Here is a 17,800-nt window from a genome sequence, read left to right as displayed (position 1 = left end):
AGCGACCCCGTGCTGCTGCGGCACCTGCTGTGGATCGCGGTCGCCTCGGGACTGCCCCTGCAGCTGCACGCGGGCCTCGGCGAGCCGGGCTCCCGCATCGACCGCACCGACCCCGTGCTGCTCACCGACTTCGTCCGGGCCACGGCGGGCCTCGGCACCGACCTGATCCTGTTGCACGGCTACCCCTACCACCGGCACGCCGCCCACCTGGCCGGCGTCTTCCCGCACGTGTACGCCGACTCCGGCGCCGCGCTGGTACGCACCGGCGCCCGGGCGGCCACGGTCCTCGCCGAGATCCTGGAGCTGGCCCCGTTCGGCAAGATCCTCTTCTCCAGCGGCGCCCACGGACTGCCCGAACTGCACGTGGTCGGCGCCCGCCTCTTCCGCGAGGCCCTGAACCGGGTCCTCGGCACCTGGGTCGCCGAGGACGCCTGGTCCCTGGAGGACGCCCAGCGGGTGGCCGGGCTGATCGCCTCCGGCACCGCGCGCCGGGTGTACGGGCTGGCGTGACCGAGGGGCGAAACGTTGGTTGAATGAAAGGACGTGCGCCGTCTGCGGGGATGGTCCCTACTGCACGTAGCCGATCACGCCGTGGCCGAGGTTGCTCCCCGTTCGGCGTACGTCGTCACACGATGCCGGCTCGACCCCGTGCGGGCAGGGGCTCCGGGACGGCTGACTCCGCACTGCTACGTTCGCGTAGCGACAGAAGCACACGCATCACCCAGATCCACATGGTCATGGAGCCGAGCATGTGCACCGCCACCAGGGCTTCGGGTAGATGCGTGAAGTACTGGACGTAGCCCACCGCTCCCTGGCACAGCAGCACGACGAACAGCTCCCGGGTCCGCGACAGCGGCCCCTTGGGCGCGTCCACCGCCTTCAGCACGAACCACAGCGCGAACGTCAGCGTCACCACGATCCACGCGAGCACCGCGTGCAGCTTGGCCACCGTCTCCCAGTCGATCGGGATCCGCTTGACCTCGCTGGAGTCACCCGCGTGCGGGCCGGCGCCGGTCACCACCGTGCCGACCGCGACGAGCAGCAGGGACGCGGCCACCAGGAACCACACCAGCTGCTGCACGGCCTTGCCGACCAGCGGCCGGGGCGCCCCGTCGCCCTCACGCGTGCGCTGCCACATCACCGCGGCCACGGTGGTCAGGGCCGTCGCCAGCAGGAAGTGGGCCGCGACGGTGTACGGGTTGAGGCCGACGAGCACCACGATGCCGCCGAGGACCGCGTTGCTCATCACCAGCCAGAACTGGGCCCAGCCCAGCCGGGTCAGGCTGCGCCGGTACGGCTTCTCGGAGCGGGCGGCGATGATCGCCCAGCCGACCGCGGCGCACAGCACGTACGTCAGCATCCGGTTGCCGAACTCGATCGCGCTGTGGTAGCTCAGCGCGGTCGTCGGCGTGAGTGAGCCGTCGGTGCACTCGGGCCAGGTCGGGCAGCCGAGGCCGGAGCCGGTCAGGCGTACGGCGCCGCCGGTGACGACGATGACCACCGACATCACCAGGGCGCCGAGGGCCGCCCGCTGGACCGTACGGGGGGTGGGGGTCCAGCGCGCGGCGATGAAGGCGAGCGGGTTGCGCACGGCCGCTGCGGCGTCGGCGGGGTTCAGCTTGGGCACGCCCCCCATCGTAGGCCGTCGCTTGTGCACACTTTCACGAGGGTCCATCGTGACGGCTCATTCCCAGCGGAAGAACGTCCCCGCCGCGGCGAGTCCCACGACCGCCCACACCGCGAGGATGCCCAGGTCGCCCCAGGGCGTGCCGGCGCCGTGCTGGAGCACGTCCCGCAGGCCGTCGGAGAGCGCGGAGATGGGCAGGAGGCCGAGAACGTGCTGCCCGGCCGAGCCGAACTTCTCCAGCGGGACGATGACCCCGCCGCCGACCAGGAGGAGCAGGAACACCAGGTTGGCGGCGGCCAGCGTCGCCTCCGCCTTCAGGGTGCCCGCCATCAGCAGTCCGAGCCCGGAGAAGGCGGCCGTGCCGAGGACGAGCAGGAGCAGCACCGCGGCCGGGTTGCCGTGCGGGGACCAGCCCAGCGCGAAGGCGATCACCGTCAGCAGCACCACCTGGAGGACCTCCGTGACCAGGACCGACGCCGTCTTCGCGGTCATCAGGCCCCAGCGGGGCAGCGGCGAGGAGGCGAGCCGCTTCAGGACGCCGTAGCGGCGCTCGAAGCCGGTCGCGATGGCCTGGCCGGTGAACGCCGTCGACATCACGGCCAGCGCCAGGATGCCCGGCGCGAGGAAATCGACGGCCTTCCCCCTGCCGGTGTCGACGATGTCCACGGAGCTGAAGAGGACCAGCAGGAGCGTCGGGATGACGACCGTCAGCAGCAGCTGCTCGCCGTTGCGGAGCAGCATCTTCGTCTCCAGGGCCGCCTGGGCCGCGATCATGCGCGGGAGCGGCGCCGCGCCCGGCTTCGGGGAGTAGGTACCCGTGGCGGTGGTCATGAGCGCAACTCCTTGCCCGTGAGCTCGAGAAAAACGTCCTCCAGCGTGTGCCGCTCCACCGAGATGCGGTCCGGCATCACTCCGTGCTGGGCGCACCAGGAGGTCACCGTCGCCAGCAGCTGCGGGTTCACCTTGCCCACGACCCGGTAGGCGCCCGGGGTGAGCTCGGCGGCCGTGCAGTCCGAGGGGAGCGCCTTGAGCAGCGAGCTCACGTCGAGGCCGGGGCGGCCGGTGAAGCGCAGGGTGTTCTCGGCGCCGCCCTTGCACAGCTCCTCCGGGGAGCCCTGGGCGATGACGCGGCCGCCGTCGATGATCGCCACGTCGTCGGCGAGCTGCTCGGCCTCTTCCATGGAGTGCGTGGTGAGGATCACCGACACGCCGTCGGTGCGCAGGTCGTTCACCAGCTCCCAGGTGGCCCGGCGGGCCTGTGGGTCGAGGCCGGCGGTCGGCTCGTCCAGGAACACCAGCTCGGGGCGGCCGACGACGGCCATGGCGAGCGCGAGGCGCTGCTGCTGGCCGCCGGACAGCCGGCGGTAGCCGGTACGGCCGCAGGAGCCCAGGCCGAGCCGCTCGATCAGCGCGTCCACGTCCAGCGGATGCGCGTGCAGCTTGGCGACGTGCCGCAGCATCTCCTCGGCGCGGGCGCCCGAGTAGACGCCCCCGGACTGCAGCATCACGCCGATGCGCGGCCGCAGCTCGGCGGACTGCCGTACGGGGTCGAGGCCCAGGACGCGCACCGTGCCGGAGTGCGGCTTCCGGTACCCCTCGCAGGTCTCGACCGTGGTCGTCTTCCCCGCCCCGTTGGGGCCGAGAACGGCGGTCACCCCGGCGTGGGCCACCAGGTCGAGGCCGTTCACCGCGGTCTTCGTGCCGTACCGCTGCACCAGGGCCTGGACCTGGACCACGGGCTCACTTCGCATGGGTCCAGAGTCTAGGGAGACCGCTTGCCGCTCAGACGCCGGGGTGCGGGAAATCCTCCGCGGGCCGGTGCAGCGGCAGCCACCGCTCGGCATAGGCCACGGCCTCGGCCAGGGAGAACAGCCGCACGTCGGCGGCGCCCACCTTCCCGCGCACGACGGGCCGGTCGCGCTCGAAGTCGTGCCCCAGTTCGTCGAACCGCTCCGAACTGATCGACACCTCCGTCAGCGTCTCCCAGCCGCCACCGGGCGCCGGGCGCCCCACGTCGACCAGCGGCGCGGGCGTCCGGTACTCGGCCAGGTGGAAGCTGGTGCACGCGTCGTAGCCGGCGCCGAGCAGCAGGACCCTGGCGCCGAGCTTCTCCAGCCGGGCCAGCGGGCTGTGCTCGCCGAGCCGGCAGTCGGGGGCGTGGCCGTCGGTGATCTCCCGCGCGTGCGGGCCGAGCGCCGCGAAGGAGGTGTGCGGGTGGGCGCTGCGCAGGGCGCCCGGCCAGGTCCGCACGGTCTCGGGTATGACGCCGATCCCGCGCGTGGGCGTGGTCAGCGGGTCGTACGGCGGCATGGTGGCCCGGATCACATCCCACCACTCCTCGGGCACCGGGGGCCTCGACCAGAGCGCCGGGTCGGACAGCTCGGTCGACTGGGCGGGCACGACGAGCGTGCCGGCCGGGCCGAGGGCGTCGAGGAGTCCCTGGACGACCGCGACGGCCCCTCCGTTCACCCAGCCGAGTGAACTCAGGGACGAGTGCACGAGCAGGATCTCGCAGCTGCGCACACCCAGCGTGCGCAGCTGCGCCGCGACGGTGTCCCGGGTGACAAGAGGGCCGGTCGGAGGGGGTACGGGCATGGACCGGAGTCTTGCCGACGGGGGGCGCGCGGCGCCACCGAATTGCGGGGCGGATGATCGATCAAAGATCGTTTTCCCAGGTCACATTAGGTATGCCTAAGTGATGCAGGGCACCGCGCGGTGATCCGGACGCCGCTTGTCAGGCTCCGAGGAATTACGCAACAATGGCGTTGTGAAAAACGTCGGCGAGGCTCGGGAGACCCCCACGGGGGCCCCGCAGGAGGAGCTCGCGACCGGGGAGCGCTCGACGCGCAACCGGGTCGCGCGGTCCATCCTGGACCACGGCCCGTCGACCGTCGCCGAACTCGCCGGCCGGCTGGGACTGACCCAGGCGGCCGTCCGGCGTCACCTGGACGCGCTGGTCGCGGACGACGTGGTGGAGGCGCGCGAGCAGCGGGTGTACGGCACGCGCACGCGTGGCCGCCCTGCCAAGGTCTTCGCGCTCACCGACTGCGGCCGGGACGCCTTCGACCAGTCGTACGACAAGCTGGCCGCGGACGCGCTGCGCTGGATCGCCGAGCGCGAGGGCGGGCCGGAGGCGGTCGCCGCCTTCGCGCGCGCCCGGATCGCCGCCCAGGCGAGCGCGTACCGCGAGGCGGTCGAGGCCGCGGACCCGGACAAGCGCGCCGAAGCCCTGGCCAAGGCCCTGAGCGCGGACGGGTACGCTGCCACGGCACGCAGCGCACCGGTCGGCGAGCAGCTCTGCCAGCACCACTGCCCGGTCGCCCACGTCGCGGAGCAGTTCCCGCAGCTGTGCGAGGCGGAGACGGAGATCTTCGCCGAGCTGCTGGGTACCCACGTCCAGCGACTGGCGACCATCGCGCACGGCGACGGCGTCTGCACGACGTTCATCCCCAAGATTTCCACTGACGCACCTGCAAGCACGGCCGGGAGGAACCCCGCATGACTCTCCCCACGGAGACTGCCCACCCCGAACTCGAGGGCCTGGGCAAGTACGAATACGGCTGGGCCGACTCCGACGCGGCCGGTGCCTCCGCCAGGCGCGGCCTGAACGAGGAGGTCGTCCGCGACATCTCCGGCAAGAAGTCGGAGCCGGAGTGGATGACCAAGCTGCGCCTGAAGGGCCTGAAGCTCTTCGAGAAGAAGCCGATGCCGAACTGGGGCTCCGACCTGTCGGGCATCGACTTCGACAACATCAAGTACTTTGTGCGCTCCACGGAGAAGCAGGCGGAGTCCTGGGAGGACCTGCCCGAGGACATCAAGAACACCTACGACAAGCTGGGCATCCCGGAGGCCGAGAAGCAGCGCCTGGTCGCCGGCGTCGCCGCCCAGTACGAGTCGGAGGTCGTCTACCACCAGATCCGCGAGGACCTGGAGGAGCAGGGCGTCATCTTCCTCGACACCGACACCGCGCTGAAGGAGCACCCGGAGCTCTTCAAGGAGTACTTCGGCACGGTCATCCCGGCCGGTGACAACAAGTTCGCCGCGCTGAACACCGCCGTGTGGTCGGGCGGCTCCTTCATCTACGTGCCGAAGGGCGTGCACGTGGAGATCCCGCTCCAGGCCTACTTCCGCATCAACACGGAGAACATGGGCCAGTTCGAGCGGACCCTGATCATCGTCGACGAGGGTGCCTACGTGCACTACGTCGAGGGCTGCACCGCGCCGATCTACAAGTCGGACTCGCTGCACTCCGCAGTCGTCGAGATCATCGTCAAGAAGAACGCCCGCTGCCGCTACACGACCATCCAGAACTGGTCGAACAACGTCTACAACCTGGTCACCAAGCGCGCCGTGGCCTACGAGGGCGCGACCATGGAGTGGATCGACGGCAACATCGGCTCCAAGGTGACGATGAAGTACCCGGCCGTCTACCTGATGGGCGAGCACGCCAAGGGCGAGACCCTCTCCATCGCCTTCGCGGGCGAGGGCCAGCACCAGGACGCGGGCGCCAAGATGGTCCACATGGCGCCGAACACGTCGTCCAACATCGTCTCGAAGTCGGTCGCGCGCGGTGGTGGCCGTACCTCCTATCGCGGTCTGATCGAGATCGGCGAGGGCGCCGCCGGGTCGAAGTCCAACGTGCTGTGCGACGCGCTGCTGGTCGACACCATCTCCCGGTCGGACACCTACCCCTACGTGGACGTCCGCGAGGACGACGTGTCCATGGGTCACGAGGCCACCGTCTCCAAGGTCTCCGAGGACCAGCTCTTCTACCTGATGAGCCGCGGTCTGTCCGAGGACGAGGCGATGGCGATGATCGTGCGCGGCTTCGTCGAGCCGATCGCCAAGGAACTGCCCATGGAGTACGCGCTGGAGCTCAACCGGCTGATCGAGCTGCAGATGGAGGGCGCGGTCGGTTAATCACCGGCCCGGGCCGGGGACGCTTCCCCCGGCCCGCCGCCCCCGTCAAGCCCATACGTAACGAAAGCGAGCAATACGACAGCCATGGCTGAGGCCCAGAATTTCCCCGTGGGGTCCACCACCTCGGGCTCGATCGCGGTCGCCGCGGAGTCGACCGTCGCCACGCGCATGAGCGCGCCCCCGTCCTTCGACGTGGCGGACTTCCCGGTCCCGCACGGCCGCGAGGAGGAGTGGCGCTTCACCCCGCTGGAGCGGCTGCGCGGCCTGCACGACGGCACCGCCACCGCCAACGGCGCCGGAGTGAAGGTGGACGTCCAGGCCCCGGACGGCGTCACCGTCGAGACCGTCGGCCGCGACGACACCCGGCTCGGCCGGGCCGGCACGCCGGTGGACCGCGTGGCCGCCCAGGCCTACTCCTCCTTCGAGCAGGCCGGGGTCGTGACCGTCCCCAAGGAGACCGTTCTCGCCGAGCCGATCCGCATCGCCGTGCACGGCGAGGGCGGGGTCGCCTACGGCCACCAGGTCATCGAACTCGGGGCCTTCGCCGAGGCCGTCGTCGTCATCGACCACACCGGCGACGCGGTGCTCGCCGCCAACGTCGAGTACGTCCTCGGCGACGGGGCCAAGCTGACCGTCGTCTCCGTCCAGGACTGGGACGACAAGGCGGTCCACGTCGCCCAGCACAACGCGCTGGTCGGCCGGGACGCCTCCTTCAAGTCCGTGGTCGTCACCTTCGGCGGCGACCTGGTGCGCCTGCACCCGCGTGTGACGTACGCCGGCCCCGGCGGCGAGGCCGAGCTGTACGGCCTGTACTTCACCGACGCCGGGCAGCACCAGGAGCACCGGCTGCTGGTCACCCACAACACGCCGCACTGCAAGTCGAACGTCGCCTACAAGGGCGCGCTCCAGGGCGACGACGCGCACGCGGTCTGGATCGGCGACGTGCTCATCGAGGCCAAGGCCGAGGGCACGGACACCTACGAGATGAACCGCAACCTGGTCCTCACGGACGGCGCGCGCGTCGACTCGGTGCCGAACCTGGAGATCGAGACCGGCGAGATCGTCGGCGCCGGCCACGCCTCCGCCACCGGCCGCTTCGACGACGAGCAGCTCTTCTACCTGATGGCCCGCGGCATCCCGGAGCACGAGGCCCGCCGCCTGGTGGTCCGCGGCTTCTTCGCCGAGCTGGTCCAGCAGATCGGTGTCGCCGACATCGAGGAGCGCCTGCTCGCCAAGATCGAGGAGGAGCTGGAGGCCGCGGTCGCATGACCTTCGTACGCGCCTGTGGGCTGAGCGAGCTGGAGGAGGACACCCCGAAGCGGGTGGAACTCGACGGCACGCCGATCTCGGTCGTCAAGACCGAGGGCGAGGTGTTCGCGATCTACGACGTCTGCTCGCACGCGAACGTCTCCCTCTCCGAGGGCGAGGTGGAGGACTGCCAGATCGAGTGCTGGCTGCACGGCTCCTCCTTCGACCTCCGCACCGGCAAGCCGTCCGGCCTCCCCGCGACGCGCCCCGTCCCCGTATACCCCGTCAAGATCGAAGGGGACGACGTTCTCGTCTCCCTCACCCAGGAGTCCTGAGGAACCCATGGCAACGCTTGAAATCCGAGACCTGCACGTCACCGTCGAGGCCGACAACGCCACGAAGGAGATCCTCAAGGGCGTCGACCTCACCGTGAAGCAGGGCGAGACGCACGCCATCATGGGCCCCAACGGCTCCGGCAAGTCGACCCTCGCCTACTCGCTCGCGGGCCACCCGAAGTACACGATCACCCAGGGCGCCGTCACCCTCGACGGCGAGGACGTCCTGGAGATGTCCGTCGACGAGCGCGCCCGCGCCGGCCTGTTCCTGGCGATGCAGTACCCGGTCGAGGTCCCCGGCGTCTCGGTCTCCAACTTCCTGCGCACCTCCGCCACCGCCGTCCGCGGCGAGGCCCCCAAGCTGCGCACCTGGGTGAAGGAGGTCAAGGAGGCCATGGAGCGCCTCCACATCGACCCGTCCTTCGCCGAGCGGAACGTCAACGAGGGCTTCTCCGGCGGCGAGAAGAAGCGCCACGAGATCCTCCAGCTGGAGCTGCTCAAGCCGAAGGTCGCGATCCTCGACGAGACCGACTCCGGCCTGGACGTCGACGCGCTCCGCATCGTCTCCGAGGGCGTCAACCGCGTCCGCGAGACCGGTGAGGTCGGCACCCTGCTGATCACGCACTACACGCGCATCCTGCGCTACATCAAGCCCGACCACGTCCATGTGTTCGCCGGCGGCCGCATCGTCGAGTCCGGCGGTCCCGAGCTCGCGGACAAGCTGGAGAACGAGGGCTACGAGGCTTACACGAAGGGTGGCGCATCCGAGTGACACAGCTGCCGGGCCTCCTCGACACCGAGGCGATCCGCAAGGACTTCCCCGTCCTGGACCGGCTGGTCCACGACGACCGGAAGCTCGTGTACCTGGACAACGCGGCGACGTCGCAGAAGCCGCGCCAGGTGCTGGACGCCCTGAGCGAGTACTACGAGCGCTACAACGCCAACGTCCACCGCGGTGTGCATGTGCTCGCCGAGGAGGCCACGGCGCTGTACGAGGGCGCGCGCGACAAGGTCGCCGCGTTCGTCAACGCGCCGAGCCGCGACGAGGTGATCTTCACCAAGAACGCCTCCGAGTCGCTGAACCTCGTGGCGAACATGCTGGGCTGGGCCGACGAGCCCTACCGGGTGGACCACGAGACCGAGATCGTCATCACGGAGATGGAGCACCACTCCAACATCGTGCCGTGGCAGCTGCTCGCGCAGCGCACGGGCGCGAAGCTGAAGTGGTTCGGCCTCACCGACGACGGCCGGCTCGACCTGTCGAACATCGACGAGATCATCACGGAGAAGACGAAGATCGTCTCCTTCGTGCTGGTGTCGAACATCCTGGGCACGGTCAACCCGGTCGAGGCGATAGTGCGCCGCGCACAGGAGGTCGGCGCGCTGGTGTGCATCGACGCCTCCCAGGCCGCCCCGCACATGCCGCTGGACGTGCAGGCCCTGCAGGCCGACTTCGTGGCCTTCACCGGCCACAAGATGTGCGGCCCGACCGGCATCGGCGTCCTGTGGGGCCGCCAGGAGCTGCTGGAGGACCTGCCCCCGTTCCTGGGCGGCGGCGAGATGATCGAGACCGTCTCGATGCACTCCTCCACCTACGCCCCGGCGCCGCACAAGTTCGAGGCGGGCACGCCCCCGATCGCCCAGGCGGTCGGTCTGGGCGCGGCTATCGACTACCTGCAGTCGATCGGCATGGAGAAGATCCTCGCCCACGAGCACGCGCTGACCGAGTACGCGGTCCAGCGCCTGCAGCAGGTCCCGGACCTGAGGATCATCGGCCCGATGACGGCCGAGGACCGGGGCGCCGCGATCTCCTTCACGCTGGGTGACATCCACCCGCACGACGTGGGCCAGGTCCTCGACGAGCAGGGCATCGCGGTCCGGGTCGGCCACCACTGCGCCCGTCCGGTCTGCCTGCGCTACGGAATTCCTGCGACCACGCGAGCGTCGTTGTACCTGTACTCCACGCCGGCCGAGATCGACGCTCTGGTCGACGGACTGGAGCATGTACGGAACTTCTTCGGCTGAGAGGCGTGTCGACACCGTGAAGCTGGATTCGATGTACCAGGAAGTCATCCTGGACCACTACAAGAACCCGCACGGGCGTGGTCTGAGGGATGGCGACGCCGAGGTGCACCATGTGAACCCGACCTGCGGCGACGAGATCACCCTCCGCGTGAAGTACGACGGCACCAGGATCGAGGACGTCAGTTACGAGGGCCAGGGCTGCTCCATCAGCCAGGCGAGCGCCTCGGTGCTCAACGAGCTCCTCGTCGGCAAGGATCTGGCCGACGCGCAGAAGATCCAGGAGACCTTCCTGGAGCTGATGCAGTCCAAGGGCCGGATCGAACCGGACGACGCGATGGAGGAGGTTCTGGAGGACGCGGTCGCGTTCGCCGGTGTCTCCAAGTACCCCGCGCGGGTCAAGTGCGCCCTCCTGAGCTGGATGGCGTGGAAGGACGCGACGGCCCAGGCGCTGGCTGGCGTCGACGCCGAAAGGAAGACGGCATGACCGACACCGCTGAGATGAAGCCGGTCTCGGAGGAGGAACTCCGCGAGGCCCTGATGGACGTGGTCGACCCCGAGCTGGGCATCGACGTCGTCAACCTCGGCCTGATCTACGGCATCCACATCGACGACTCCAACGTGGCGACCGTCGACATGACCCTGACCTCCGCGGCGTGTCCGCTGACGGACGTCATCGAGGACCAGGCCAAGTCCGCCACGGACGGCCTGGTCAGCGAGTTGCGCATCAACTGGGTGTGGATGCCGCCGTGGGGCCCCGACAAGATCACCGACGACGGCCGCGAGCAGCTGCGCGCGCTCGGGTTCAACGTCTGACGCAGAGTCCGTCGCGGAGTCCGACGCGGAGCCGCCGGAAGGGGCCATGGCCGAGTGCCGTGGCCCCTTGCGCATGTGTGGACCGGGGCGCCGCGGGGCCGTTGTGTACGGCCGTACATACGCTGTGTACGCTCGTACACATGGGTTATCTGTCGCTCGCCGGCGCCATCGCCGCGGAGGTCGCCGCGACGACCGCGATGAAGTACAGCGAGGGGTTCAGCAGGCTCTGGCCGTCGCTGGTGACGGCCCTGGGCTACCTGGTCTCCTTCGCGCTGCTCGCCCAGACACTGAAGACGGTGCAGATCGGCACCGCCTACGCGATCTGGTCCGGCGTGGGCACCGCGACCATCGCCGTCCTCGGACTGCTGCTGTTCGGGGAGGGCCTGAGCGCCGCCAAGGTCGCCGGGATACTTCTGATCATCGGGGGAGTGGTGGTGCTGAACCTGGGCGAGGCGAGCCACTGATGCCCCGCCGCTACGACCCCGACCGGCGCCGGCGCCTCGTCGACGCCGCGATCCGTGTGGTCGCGAGGGACGGCATCGCCGGGCTCAGCCACCGCGCGGTCGCCGCCGAGGCGGACGTGCCGCTCGGCTCCACGACGTACCACTTCGCCACCCTGGACGACCTGCTGGTGGCCGCGCTGCGGCAGTCGAACGAGAACTTCGGCAGGCTGCTGGCCGAGCGACTGCCCGAGGGCGGCGCCGGCGACCTCGCCACGCAGCTGGCCCGTGCGCTGGGGGAGTGGCTGGGCGGCGATCGCACCGGCGTCGAGCTGGAGTACGAGCTGTATCTGGCGGCGCTGCGGCGGCCCGCCCTGCGTCCCGTCGCCGCCGAGTGGACCGAGGACGCGGCGGCGCTGCTCACCCGGCGCACTGACCCCCGCACGGCACGCGCCCTGCTCGCCCTCATGGACGGCATCTGCCTGCAGGTGCTGCTGACGGGCGGTGCGTACGACGAGGAGTACGCGCGGGAGGCGCTGGACCGGGTGATCGCCCGGACCCCGCCCGGCACGTGAGACACGGTTCGCTCCCGCGCCCCGCCCCACGTTAGGTTTTCCCCATGACCGACACTGCTTCCCGCACCACCGGCGCCGTCGCCGCCGGCCTCGCCACGATCGCCTCCGACGGCACCGTTCTCGACACCTGGTTCCCCGCACCCGAACTGGTCGAGGAGCCGGGCCCGGCCGGCACCGAGCGGCTGACCGCCGAGCAGGCGGCGCAGCTGCTGGGCGGCGCCGCGACCGCGGCGGTCGGGCCGGACGCCCGCCGGGGCGTCGAGGTGGTCGCGGTCCGCACGGTCATCGCGTCGCTGGACGAGAAGCCGATCGACGCCCACGACGTCTACCTGCGTCTGCACCTGCTCTCGCATCGCCTGGTCAAGCCGCACGGCCAGAACCTGGACGGCATCTTCGGCCACCTCGCCAACGTCGCCTGGACCTCGCTCGGCCCGGTTCCGGTGGACGACGTCGAGAAGGTGCGGCTGAACGCCCGCGCCGAGGGCCTGCACCTCCAGGTCACCTCGATCGACAAGTTCCCGCGCATGACCGACTACGTCGCCCCCAAGGGCGTGCGCATCGCCGACGCCGACCGGGTCCGGCTCGGCGCGCACCTCTCCGAGGGCACCACGGTCATGCACGAGGGCTTCGTCAACTTCAACGCCGGCACGCTCGGCACGTCGATGGTCGAGGGCCGGATCTCCGCGGGCGTCGTGGTCGGCAACGGCTCCGACATCGGTGGCGGCGCCTCCACCATGGGCACCCTGTCCGGCGGCGGCAACGTGATCATCTCCATCGGCGAGCGCTGCCTGATCGGCGCCGAGGCGGGCGTCGGCATCGCCCTCGGCGACGAGTGCGTGGTCGAGGCCGGCCTGTACATCACCGCGGGCACCCGGGTCACCATGCCCGACGGCCAGATCGTCAAGGCCCGCGAGCTGAACGGCGCTTCCAACATCCTCTTCCGCCGCAACTCGGTCACCGGCACGGTGGAGGCCCGCCCGAACAACGCGGTGTGGGGCGGCCTGAACGACATCCTCCACAGCCACAACTGACCACCGGCGGCCGTGCCCTGCGGCCGCCTCACCGATCAACGCCCTGAACTGCCGCTGAACTGTGGGCGGTTGTCGGCGCCGGTCACCCTTGAGCGCCCTTCCGCGGCCGGAGAACGGCCGGAGGGGCGCTCGCGCTTGAGCACCGCTTGAGGAGAGCCGTCGAGCGCCCTTTGACGGCCCCAGGACTGGCCCCTACCGGGCGTCGCCTCGGCCCGGCCCGCCACACAGCGGCCGTGGAGGAGAGATACCAACTGTGGTTGGCGGCTGTGCCGAGCCCCGTACCGGGCCGCTCACCTCTACGCCGGTTCCTGGGGTGATGAGCACGAGCCGGAGAATCCGCATGCGGGCCAAGGCCACTGCCCTGCCAACCGGCTGTACAGCCGGCTCTTTCACCTCGGCACGATCGATCGCTATCAGGCACCCTTGCTCGACGGTGCGCTGGAGAGCTTTCTTCGCCAGCACCTGGGGCTGTACCTCCTCACTGGGGAACACGGCCCGCAGACATACGGGTAGGCATGGCGCTCAAGGCCGAAAGACGGCGTGGGCCCCGCACGAGGGGCCCGATCCGAGCCCGCTTCGGCAGCGGTCTTCGAGGCCGCCGCCAGGGCGGAGGACGCCATGCTCGTCTGGCTGGACTGAGGGGCCATCACAGCGGTGTGACCTCCGCTTGGGAAGCTGCGCTCATGCGCGGCCGGTTCGGGCACTGACCTGCCGTCAGGTGTGACCCGGGCTGAGCCGTCGTTCGCGCCGCGACTGACCACCGGCGGCTTCGTGCGCCTGGCGCTGGTGCGTGAAACGCGCCGCTCGTCGTCTCCCGGGCCACGGCCGTCTCTCACGCCGGTGCGGTGCTGCGGCCCGGTGGTCTGCGGAGCAGGTGCAGGCAGACGACCGCGGCGACGACGGTCCGCCGTTCGCAGGCGTCCAGACGGGGCTCCATGTCGACGACGTACTGCTGCAGCCCGATCCACGCGTCGATGGTGCTCACCGTGACCCGGCCGAGAATCTCCGGCGCCGGGACCTCCTCCGGATCGGTCTCCGTGAGATGCCATTCGGCGTGCAGGAGACCGGGCCGCGTGAGGAGGAGCGGGCGTCCCCGCTCCGTCCGGAGGCTCAGCTGCCGGGTTCTGGCGAGTCCAGGGGCGGCGGCGGTGCCGACCTCCCGGTCCGCGGAGTCGGTGAAGCGGAACTCCGCCGGGCCGGAGTGCTCGATACGGACGACGAACCCGCCCGACGCCTCCGTGAGGACGGAGAACGTCTCGTCGGTGCACGTGACCTGTGCGAGCGGCGCGCCCTCCACGGTGGACACGGTCAGGTCGGGGCCCACATATCTGCGCCACCGCGAACGCCTCGGCTGCGCCACCACGACGGCGTCGCACTCGAACAGCCCCGGTTCCGTCATCGGTCTTCCTCCCCCTGCCACGGCTTCCCCCTCGACCGAGTGCGTCCACTGTGGCCGAGAACCCGCCCGGATCCCATCCCTCGCGCGGATCCGGGCGCGAGCTCCGCGCCGGGGAGCGTCCGCGCCCATCCGAACGGCCACGGCCGACTCGCCGGTCGCGATCCCAGCGCGGAAGATGAGTGGGATTGGTCGCGTAAGGCGCAAAGGATGACCTATGTCCCCCAGCTTCCCTGGCCGCTCCCACACCATCGGTCACCGAACCGTCGTGTCCGCGCTCGGCTGTGCCCTCGGGGCGCTCGCCGTGGCGGGCTGCGGGGGTGGCGGCCAGAACGCCGGCTCCTCGCCTCGGCCGACCCCCAGCAGTCCCAACGCGGCCTCCTTCTCCGGGATGCCGCCGTCGGCGCTGGCCTCCTCGGCGGCCTCCGCGATCGCCTCCGCCCGCGCGTCCGCCTCGGCGGCGGCATCCTCCGCCGCCGCCCGCGCCTCGGAGTTCGAGGCGTCCGTGGACGCCGAGGTCGCCCGGGCCGCCACCGCCGCCGAGAACGCGCTCAAGAACGTCCAGGGCCGCGGCAACGCCGTCTCCGATGTCGCCCTGACGGGCCTGCCCCGGACCCAGACCAGCGGGCTGACCGCCGCCCTGGTCACGATCACGAACAAGACGAACCAGAAGGCGTCCTACGCCGTGCAGGTCGACTTCGCGGACTCCGCCGGAAAGGTCGTCGAGACCAGGTTCGTAGGAGCGGAGAACCTCGAGCCCGGCCACACGGAACAGCCCATCGCCTTCAGCAGGCAGCCGCAGGGGGCCCAGCTGACCCCGCGTCTCGCCAAGGCGCAGCGGTACTGACGTGCGGGAGGAGGCGCGATGGGCAGCCTGGTCGTCGTAGGGGTGGACGGCTCGTCGTCCAGCCATGCCGCGGTGGTCCAGGCCGCCCGGGAGGCCGAGCGGCGCGGGGCGCGGCTGCGCGTGGTGCACGCCTTCAGCTGGCCGGTCGGGCCCATGTACGCGCCGCTTGACCCGTCCCCGCTCAACACCCTGGCGCACGACGCCGCGCAGGACGCCCGGCGGGTGGCGCCCGGCGTGGAGGTCGAGGACGCCGTGCTGATCGGTGGCGTGGTGTCGGTGCTGGTGGCCGAGTCGCGCGCCGCGGACCTGCTGGTCGTCGGGCGCCGGGGCGTCGGGGGCTTCGTCGGCATGCTGCTGGGTTCGACGGCCGTGTCCCTGGCCGCCCACAGCCACTGTCCGGTGCTGGTGGTCCGCGAGGAACCGGACGGCGCCGGGCCGGTCGTGCTGGCCGTCGACGGCTCCGCGCAGGGCGAGAAGGCAGTCGACTTCGCCTTCGCCGAGGCGGAGGTGCGGCGAGCCGAGATCGTCGCCGTGCATGCGTGGCTGCCGGACCACGCACCGGCCGGCACGGGCGCGGAGGGCCCGGAGCGCCTGCTGTCCCAGGCACTCGCCGGACGCGCGGAGAGACATCCGGATGTGACGGTCCGCCAGGAGGTGCTGAGCGGCGAGACCCGCGAGGTCCTGATCGAGGCCAGCAGGAACGCCCAGTTGATGGTCGTGGGAGCCAGGGGGCGCGGCGGCTTCTCCGGGATGCTCCTCGGCTCGGTGAGCCAGGCGCTGCTGCACCACGCGCACTGCCCGGTCGCCGTCGTCCGCGGCGGGGTGTGACCGCCGGCAAGGTGGCCGCCCACCGCCGACGAACCTCCGACTCGGGTCGCGGTGCCGCGGGTCAGTCCGGCACGCCGCCCCGGACCCGGTGAGCGGACTCGGCGCAGAACGCGCTGGTCGGGCGGCCACCCGGCGGCAGGGGAGCGGCGGGCCGCAGGCGTGGGGCGCCGTCCACCGGTGACGGGCGCCACCCCGGACGCCGTCAGTCCGCTCGCAGCTCCTCGTGCAGCGCCAGCAGCCCGTCGGCCGTTTCCGCGGCGGCGGGCCGCAGCGGTGGGCGCGCCGGGCCGGCGGGCAGGCCCAGGCGGGTGAGGAGGGCCTTGGCGGTGACCGTGCCGGGCAGGCCCGCGGCCGTCATCGCCTCGATCAACGGCGTCGCGCGCAACTGGAGTTGCGTCGCCCGGGCGGTGTCGCCCGCGTCGAAGGCGTCCAGGATCGCGGCGACGTGGCCCGCCGCGGCGTTCGCGACGGTGCTCACGCAGCCCGCGGCGCCGACCGCGTACAGCGCGAGCACGTGCTCGTCGCAGCCCGCGTAGTACGCGAGCCCGGTGCGCGCCAGCACCTTCTGGGTGCCGAGGAAGTCGTAGGAGCAGTCCTTGACCGCCACGATCCGCGGGTGCTCGGCGAGCCGGAGGACGGTGTCCGGTTCGATCCGGGTGCCGGTGCGGCCCGGGATGTCGTAGAGCATCACCGGCAGGCCGCTCGCGTCGGCGACCTCCAGGAAGTGCGCGGCCACGGCCTCCTGCGGGGGCCTGCTGTAGTACGGCGTCACCACCAGCACGCCGTCCGCGCCCGCCTTCTCGGCCGCGAGGGCGAGTTCCACGGTGTGCCGGGTGTCGGCGGTGCCGACGCCCGCGACGAGCGCAACCCGGTCGCCGACCGCCTCCCGCACGGCCGTGATCAGCGCGGCCTTCTCGGCGTCCGTGGTGGTGGGCGACTCACCCGTGGTGCCGCTCAGGACCAGGCCGTCGCAGCCCTGCGCGACCAGGTGGGCGGCGAGCTCCTGGGCCCCCGCCGGATCGAGCGCGCCCGCCTCCGTGAACGGCGTGATCATGGCGCAGAGGGTGCGGCCGAAGGGCCGGGGCCGGTGTGTGCTCGTCATGGGAGTAGTCTCGGCACCCCTTCGGTGAAGCTCTACTTAATTTTCCTACAGTGTATTGCTAAGTAAAGCTGAGAAATGCTGTGGGCGGCCGAAGATCCTGTGTCCAACTCGGCACCCGATGGGTCACTATGGCCGAAGGGTCACCGACGTCAGCCATGGGAGGCGCCATGAAGCTCGGCAAGGCACTGGCCACCGGGGTCGCCGAGGAGCGGCCGCTCGTCCGCGAGGAGGAGCCGCGCCAGCCCGAGGAGACCGCCCGCACCGCACCGGCCGAGCCGGCCCGCGAAGAGGTTCCGGCCGCCCGATGAGGCTGCGGCTCCCGGCGGAACGCCCGACGGAGCCGCCGACCGGCTACAAGATCGCCCACCCGGTGCTGTCCCAGGACGGCACCCGGGCCGGGTTCACCGGCGTGTCGCTCGGCGGCGCGCTCCCGTACGGGGTCCTCGACGACGCGTCCTGCGTCTACGGCCGCAGGCACCGCCCGCCCGTGCGCCTGTGCGACTGCGGTTTCCACTGCCTCCACGACCGCGCCGCCGCCGAGGCCCTGCTGTGCACGACCGAGCACCGCACGGCACTGCTGCTGGAGGTCCGTGTGCTCGGCGCCTACATCCGC

General features: G+C 71.2%; 21 protein-coding genes and 1 pseudogene. 16 read left to right on the top strand and 6 right to left on the bottom strand.

Annotated features, from left to right (window positions below; all coding sequences use genetic code 11):
- On the top strand, positions 1 to 510 hold a 510-nt coding region (locus tag ACLU3S_RS28095), incomplete at its 5' end, for an amidohydrolase family protein (RefSeq protein WP_413954754.1).
- Between the two features lie 115 nt (positions 511 to 625).
- Here the strand turns inward: ACLU3S_RS28095 and ACLU3S_RS28090 are convergent.
- Genes ACLU3S_RS28090 through ACLU3S_RS28075 form a run of 4 tightly spaced genes read right to left on the bottom strand, consistent with a single transcriptional unit; the run spans position 626 to position 4,222 of the window.
- Positions 626 to 1,636: a COX15/CtaA family protein gene (locus ACLU3S_RS28090; RefSeq protein ID WP_413954753.1), complete on the bottom strand. Its 1,011-nt coding sequence runs from the start codon at positions 1,634 to 1,636 to the stop codon at positions 626 to 628.
- Between the two features lie 48 nt (positions 1,637 to 1,684).
- Positions 1,685 to 2,458, bottom strand: a complete 774-nt coding sequence (locus ACLU3S_RS28085; protein ID WP_413954752.1) for an ABC transporter permease — start codon at positions 2,456 to 2,458, stop codon at positions 1,685 to 1,687.
- Positions 2,455 to 3,378 carry an ABC transporter ATP-binding protein gene (locus ACLU3S_RS28080; RefSeq protein ID WP_413954751.1) on the bottom strand — a complete coding sequence of 308 codons (924 nt, stop codon included), beginning with the start codon at positions 3,376 to 3,378 and terminating at the stop codon, positions 2,455 to 2,457. Before ACLU3S_RS28080 ends, ACLU3S_RS28085 begins: the two co-directional genes overlap by 4 nt.
- Positions 3,379 to 3,409: 31 nt before the next feature.
- On the bottom strand, positions 3,410 to 4,222 hold the full coding sequence (locus ACLU3S_RS28075; RefSeq protein ID WP_413954750.1) for an aminoglycoside N(3)-acetyltransferase: 813 nt from the start codon (positions 4,220 to 4,222) through the stop codon (positions 3,410 to 3,412).
- Between the two features lie 172 nt (positions 4,223 to 4,394).
- Between ACLU3S_RS28075 and ACLU3S_RS28070 the strand changes: the two genes are divergently transcribed.
- The 11 genes from ACLU3S_RS28070 (at position 4,395) to dapD (ending at position 13,014) form a co-directional block, all read left to right on the top strand.
- Positions 4,395 to 5,129 carry a helix-turn-helix transcriptional regulator gene (locus ACLU3S_RS28070; protein ID WP_413954749.1) on the top strand — a complete coding sequence of 245 codons (735 nt, stop codon included), beginning with the start codon at positions 4,395 to 4,397 and terminating at the stop codon, positions 5,127 to 5,129.
- The gene (gene sufB, locus ACLU3S_RS28065) at positions 5,126 to 6,547 is read left to right on the top strand and encodes a Fe-S cluster assembly protein SufB (RefSeq protein ID WP_365722228.1); all 1,422 of its coding nucleotides are present in this window, start codon (positions 5,126 to 5,128) and stop codon (positions 6,545 to 6,547) included. Before ACLU3S_RS28070 ends, sufB begins: the two co-directional genes overlap by 4 nt.
- Positions 6,548 to 6,631: 84 nt before the next feature.
- Positions 6,632 to 7,816 carry a Fe-S cluster assembly protein SufD gene (gene sufD, locus ACLU3S_RS28060; RefSeq protein WP_413954748.1) on the top strand — a complete coding sequence of 395 codons (1,185 nt, stop codon included), beginning with the start codon at positions 6,632 to 6,634 and terminating at the stop codon, positions 7,814 to 7,816.
- A complete protein-coding gene (locus ACLU3S_RS28055; protein WP_413954747.1) occupies positions 7,813 to 8,130 on the top strand; it encodes a non-heme iron oxygenase ferredoxin subunit in 318 nt (105 codons plus the stop codon). The genes sufD and ACLU3S_RS28055 overlap by 4 nt, the downstream gene beginning before the upstream one ends.
- 7 nt (positions 8,131 to 8,137) lie before the next feature.
- On the top strand, positions 8,138 to 8,902 hold the full coding sequence (sufC, locus tag ACLU3S_RS28050) for a Fe-S cluster assembly ATPase SufC (protein ID WP_413954746.1): 765 nt from the start codon (positions 8,138 to 8,140) through the stop codon (positions 8,900 to 8,902).
- Entirely contained in the window at positions 8,899 to 10,155 is a 1,257-nt protein-coding gene (locus ACLU3S_RS28045; RefSeq protein WP_413954745.1) for a cysteine desulfurase, read from the top strand. The genes sufC and ACLU3S_RS28045 overlap by 4 nt, the downstream gene beginning before the upstream one ends.
- 16 nt (positions 10,156 to 10,171) lie before the next feature.
- Complete coding sequence (sufU, locus tag ACLU3S_RS28040; protein ID WP_413954744.1) at positions 10,172 to 10,639, top strand: Fe-S cluster assembly sulfur transfer protein SufU; 468 nt, start codon at positions 10,172 to 10,174, stop codon at positions 10,637 to 10,639.
- A complete protein-coding gene (locus ACLU3S_RS28035) occupies positions 10,636 to 10,968 on the top strand; it encodes a metal-sulfur cluster assembly factor (protein ID WP_381025031.1) in 333 nt (110 codons plus the stop codon). The genes sufU and ACLU3S_RS28035 overlap by 4 nt, the downstream gene beginning before the upstream one ends.
- A 140-nt stretch (positions 10,969 to 11,108) precedes the next feature.
- Positions 11,109 to 11,432 (top strand): DMT family transporter, encoded by a 324-nt coding sequence (locus tag ACLU3S_RS28030; RefSeq protein ID WP_413954743.1) that lies wholly within the window; start codon positions 11,109 to 11,111, stop codon positions 11,430 to 11,432.
- Positions 11,432 to 11,983 (top strand): TetR/AcrR family transcriptional regulator, encoded by a 552-nt coding sequence (locus ACLU3S_RS28025; protein WP_413954742.1) that lies wholly within the window; start codon positions 11,432 to 11,434, stop codon positions 11,981 to 11,983. Before ACLU3S_RS28030 ends, ACLU3S_RS28025 begins: the two co-directional genes overlap by 1 nt.
- Before the next feature lie 44 nt (positions 11,984 to 12,027).
- Positions 12,028 to 13,014 carry a 2,3,4,5-tetrahydropyridine-2,6-dicarboxylate N-succinyltransferase gene (dapD, locus tag ACLU3S_RS28020; RefSeq protein WP_413954741.1) on the top strand — a complete coding sequence of 329 codons (987 nt, stop codon included), beginning with the start codon at positions 12,028 to 12,030 and terminating at the stop codon, positions 13,012 to 13,014.
- A gap of 832 nt (positions 13,015 to 13,846) precedes the next feature.
- Here the strand turns inward: dapD and ACLU3S_RS28015 are convergent.
- Positions 13,847 to 14,413 carry a hypothetical protein gene (locus tag ACLU3S_RS28015; protein ID WP_413954740.1) on the bottom strand — a complete coding sequence of 189 codons (567 nt, stop codon included), beginning with the start codon at positions 14,411 to 14,413 and terminating at the stop codon, positions 13,847 to 13,849.
- A 214-nt stretch (positions 14,414 to 14,627) separates the two neighbouring features.
- Here ACLU3S_RS28015 and ACLU3S_RS28010 point away from each other — a divergent pair, with 214 nt between their 5' ends.
- Together ACLU3S_RS28010 and ACLU3S_RS28005 are read left to right on the top strand one after the other, a co-directional pair.
- A complete protein-coding gene (locus ACLU3S_RS28010; RefSeq protein ID WP_413954739.1) occupies positions 14,628 to 15,257 on the top strand; it encodes a hypothetical protein in 630 nt (209 codons plus the stop codon).
- Positions 15,258 to 15,275: 18 nt separating this feature from the next.
- A complete protein-coding gene (locus tag ACLU3S_RS28005) occupies positions 15,276 to 16,085 on the top strand; it encodes a universal stress protein (protein ID WP_413954738.1) in 810 nt (269 codons plus the stop codon).
- A 202-nt stretch (positions 16,086 to 16,287) separates the two neighbouring features.
- Here ACLU3S_RS28005 and dapA read toward each other — a convergent pair whose 3' ends face one another.
- Entirely contained in the window at positions 16,288 to 17,187 is a 900-nt protein-coding gene (gene dapA, locus ACLU3S_RS28000; RefSeq protein WP_413954737.1) for a 4-hydroxy-tetrahydrodipicolinate synthase, read from the bottom strand.
- A 167-nt stretch (positions 17,188 to 17,354) separates the two neighbouring features.
- On the opposite strand from dapA, the gene ACLU3S_RS27995 reads away from it, so the two are divergent.
- Together ACLU3S_RS27995 and ACLU3S_RS27990 are read left to right on the top strand one after the other, a co-directional pair.
- Positions 17,355 to 17,495, top strand: coding sequence for a hypothetical protein (locus ACLU3S_RS27995; protein WP_413954736.1), 141 nt, complete (start codon positions 17,355 to 17,357; stop codon positions 17,493 to 17,495).
- Positions 17,492 to 17,800: pseudogene (locus tag ACLU3S_RS27990) on the top strand (hypothetical protein); the annotation flags it as partial. The gene ACLU3S_RS27995 and the pseudogene ACLU3S_RS27990, both read left to right, overlap by 4 nt.

Origin of the sequence: Streptomyces sp. AF1A (assembly GCF_047340315.1) — a bacterium.
In the GTDB taxonomy this organism is placed as follows: Bacteria; Actinomycetota; Actinomycetes; order Streptomycetales; family Streptomycetaceae; genus Streptomyces.
The sequence above is the reverse complement of the archived record's forward strand: the minus strand, read 5'-3'. Positions and strand labels throughout refer to the sequence as shown.